Origin of the sequence: Rhodanobacter sp. AS-Z3, assembly GCF_029224025.1 — a bacterium.
In the GTDB taxonomy this organism is placed as follows: Bacteria; Pseudomonadota; Gammaproteobacteria; order Xanthomonadales; family Rhodanobacteraceae; genus Rhodanobacter.
Genome location: NZ_CP119392.1, coordinates 4,039,417 through 4,042,877, shown reverse-complemented (window position 1 = coordinate 4,042,877; position 3,461 = coordinate 4,039,417). Strand labels below are relative to the sequence as shown.

Here is a 3,461-nt window from a genome sequence, read left to right as displayed (position 1 = left end):
GCGGGCCACTGCGTAACGCAATGTGATCTCAACCGTCGGAGCACCAACGATCGACACAATGAGGGACGATGACGCCGCATCTGTTTCAACGCCTTGTTGCTTTCCAACGTACAAGGCGGTGTCAAACAGTGGCGTGCCCGGTTCGAGGTTTGCCAGCTCACGCAGGCGAGCGAGTGGGGTGGCTCGCCGCACCGATACGTCGGCAATAGTCGTCGCGACCGTTTCCAGAAAAGTAGCGATACGCTGCGCAGGATCCACGCGTACGCGTAGCGGTCGCCCTCCTGCAACGCCGAAAACAACATCGTTTTCACCGCTGTACGTGGCAAGCAGGCGGGCCCACGCCGCGCAAGCATACGTTTCAAGAGCCGCATCGCCATCCAGCGAGCTGGCATCAAGTGTCGTACGAACGACGGCGAACTCGTCAGGCGATAGTGCGTCTTCGCGCTCCATTCCGATTCGCGTTGTCGTTAGCAGGCCAGCAAGGTAATCACGCCAGAAGTCTTCTTCCGTATCCGAAGGGATGGAATGGCGTTCGGGGGACGGAATGGACTCGTGCAAGGTAACTATCCTTGAAATTGGCAAAAACCGAACCGTCGCACCGTGGATTGCACGGCGCGTTTCAACGTGTGAATCAAGGCGCAAGTGCGACAGCAGGCTCCGTGACGGCTTGGCCTGGCTCGACGCGCATCGATGGCAGCGCGTCGTACGGCATCGGATACATGCGGCATAGCTCACGCACGCTGCCGTTCACCTGGTCGTACACGTTTTCATCGAGCTCGAAACTGCCACCGCCGCTGGCATGCGCATGCTTAAGCACGACATCAATCAGTTCGATGGCCTCGTGCATCTGCTTCTTGCCCATGCCGCGCAGCGATACGGTATTGCTGCCCAGACGCAGACCGCTCGCAGTTGCCGCGCTTCGGTAGTCGCCAGGAATCTTGTTCTTATTCACCAGGATCCCGCAGTGCTCCAGTGCACGTGTCGCTACCTCTCCGTTGAGATGCGACGGCACGCGGAACAGGACAATGTGGTTATCGGTGCCGCCACTAATGACTTCGTAGCCGCGCGCCTGCAGGGCATCGGCAAGCGTTGCCGCGTTGGCATGGATGCGGCGCGCCAGGTCGCGAAACTCTGGCTCGAGCAGACGGCCCATGGCACGCGCTTTGGCGGCAATGGTGTGCACTTCGGGAGAGCCCTGCATGAGCGGAAACACGGCGCTCTGGATGCCGTTGGACAAGGTGCGCGCGCCATCAGGCCCGATGGTATCGGCGTCGCGCCCCATCATGATGAGCGCGCCACGCGGGCCGTAGAGTTGCTTGAACGTACAGGTGGTGGTGAAGTGTGCCGCATCGATAGGGCTTGGATGGACGCCGGCTGCTACCAGGCCTGCGATATGCGTGATGTCGGCAAGCACATAGGCACCGACTTCATCGGCTGCACCACGAATGCGATCAAAGTCGATGACACGAGTGTAGGAGGTTGTGCCGCAAACGATCAGTCCCGGACGATGTTCGAGGGCCTGCTCGCGCAATTGGCCATAATCAATGAGTCCCTTTGAATCCAGGCCGTAGCCGATGGCCCTGTAAAGCCTGCCGCTGAGATTGACCGGGGATCCATGGGTCAGATGGCCGCCTTGATCCAGCGACATGCCGAGGATCGTGTCGCCGGGCGAGAGCAGGGACTGCATCACCGTGTGATTGGCGAAACTTGCGCAATGCGGCTGCACGTTGACGTAGCGTGCGCCGAATACCTTCTTCGCGCGATCGATGGCGAGCTGTTCGGCCATGTCGACAAATCGACAGCCTGCGTGATAGCGCTTGCCCGGATACCCTTCGGCCGTGACATTGACGATGGTGCTGCCTACCGTCGCTAGCACTGATGAATCGGTGCCGCCGCTGGAGGCGATAAGAGAAAGTGACTCCGATTGCCGCTGATGCTCGCGTTCGAGAATGTCGAACAGTTCCGGGTCGTCGCGACGTAGCGTCTGGATGCCCTGCATCAGATAGTGCTCAATGTGACTCAGCTTCATGCCATCCCTCACGTAGTCAGGTACGCCGCGCTTTGCCGGCATTCCCATGCCGATTCTCCGCGATCGTTGGTTTGCGAAGGAGAGACACGGAGAAATTCACCGCGTCGCCCCGTTATCAGATCGCCAAGGAATGTTCGCGGCGAACGTGCGTCCCGACACGGCGTGCGACGAATCGGGACAGTCCAACAATACCGGCACGGATGCGATCCGGCTCGACTGCGCTGAATGCGAGACGGATCCGCTGGTCCTGTGTCGCGTCGAACGCGAAGAAGGACATCGGCAACACGATCACGCCATCGCGGGTAGCGCACTCGGTGGCAGCGTCGCCATCGAAGCGCATCGGCACATCCACGCAAAGAAAAAAGCCACCTTCAGGCTGGTTCCAGTTAACCGCTGCCCTGCCAGTGGGGAAACTCTCGGCGAGCTGCGCAAGCATTTCGTCGCGATTGCGCCGGTACATCTCCACGGTGGGGCTGAGCCAGCTGCGCAAACTGCAATCGCGCTCGATCAGCAAGCCGCCGACAATGGCTTGGCACAGTTGACTGGTATTGACCGTAACAAAGCTCTTTCGCTCCACGATCGCCTTGTACAGTGCGACGGATGCGCCACGATCACCAAACAGACTTTCCGGCAGCATCACGGCACCAACACGCATGGTGGGGGCAATAGTCTTCGAATAGGTAGAGAAGTAGATGACACAGCCCGTGTCGTCGAGCGCCGCCATGGGTGGAATCGGGGTGCCTTCGTAGCGGAACATTCCGTACGGGTTGTCTTCAAGCACCACGATACGATGACGTGCACACATCGCAAGAATCGCGCGGCGCTGTTCCAGCGATATAACTTCGCCGGTGGGATTGTCAAAATCCGGCACGAGATAGACAGCGCGCGCACTGCGTCCACTTGTTGTCAACTGTGCAACGGCCGATTCAATCTGTGCATCGATGCCAGAGATGTTTCCATCCAATGACTGCAACGCGACTGATGCGCCGGCTGCAGCGCCGGTGATGCCGATGTAGCAAGGGTTACGCACCAGCAGCACATCACTCGCTTCCCGACACAGCTCTGGCACGCACAATGCAAGCGCTTCCTGACACCCCGCCGTAACGACCATGCGATCCGCGCAAGCAGGTACGCCGTCGTCGTTGGTGATCTGGCGCGCGACGAGCTCATGAATCAGGCCCGCAGTGCGGCCGTACTGCAACAGGCTCGATAAAGGAGCGGTACCGCGAAAGGTGGCCAACCAGCGACTCAGGGATTCTGTATCAATCTCGTCGAATAACTGGTTACCCGGACGTCCAGCTGCCAACGAAATCGCCGCTGGATAAGCCTCGGCGACTTCATTAAGAAAATTCATGACAGAATTGTTCCCCGGAATTGCCATTACTCCCCCAGATAAATTTTCCAACGCACACTCACAACGGCTCAGCGCCAC

The 3,461-nt window shown here is 59.2% G+C and carries 2 protein-coding genes; both read right to left on the bottom strand.

Annotation, left to right across the window (positions count from 1 at the left end; translation table 11 throughout):
* Window positions 1–631 precede the first annotated feature (631 nt).
* Entirely contained in the window at window positions 632–2,077 is a 1,446-nt protein-coding gene (gene glyA, locus PY254_RS18025) for a serine hydroxymethyltransferase (protein ID WP_281013428.1), read from the bottom strand.
* 67 nt (window positions 2,078–2,144) lie between these two features.
* Complete coding sequence (locus PY254_RS18020) at window positions 2,145–3,410, bottom strand: aminotransferase-like domain-containing protein (RefSeq protein ID WP_281013427.1); 1,266 nt, start codon at window positions 3,408–3,410, stop codon at window positions 2,145–2,147.
* Window positions 3,411–3,461 lie beyond the last annotated feature (51 nt).

Excerpts from the sequence above, each read along its gene's own strand:
- glyA (WP_281013428.1), bottom strand. The coding sequence starts at position 2,077 with ATGGGAATGCCGGCAAAGCGCGGCGTACCTGACTACGTGAGGGATGGC.
- PY254_RS18020 (WP_281013427.1), bottom strand. The coding sequence starts at position 3,410 with ATGGCAATTCCGGGGAACAATTCTGTCATGAATTTTCTTAATGAAGTC.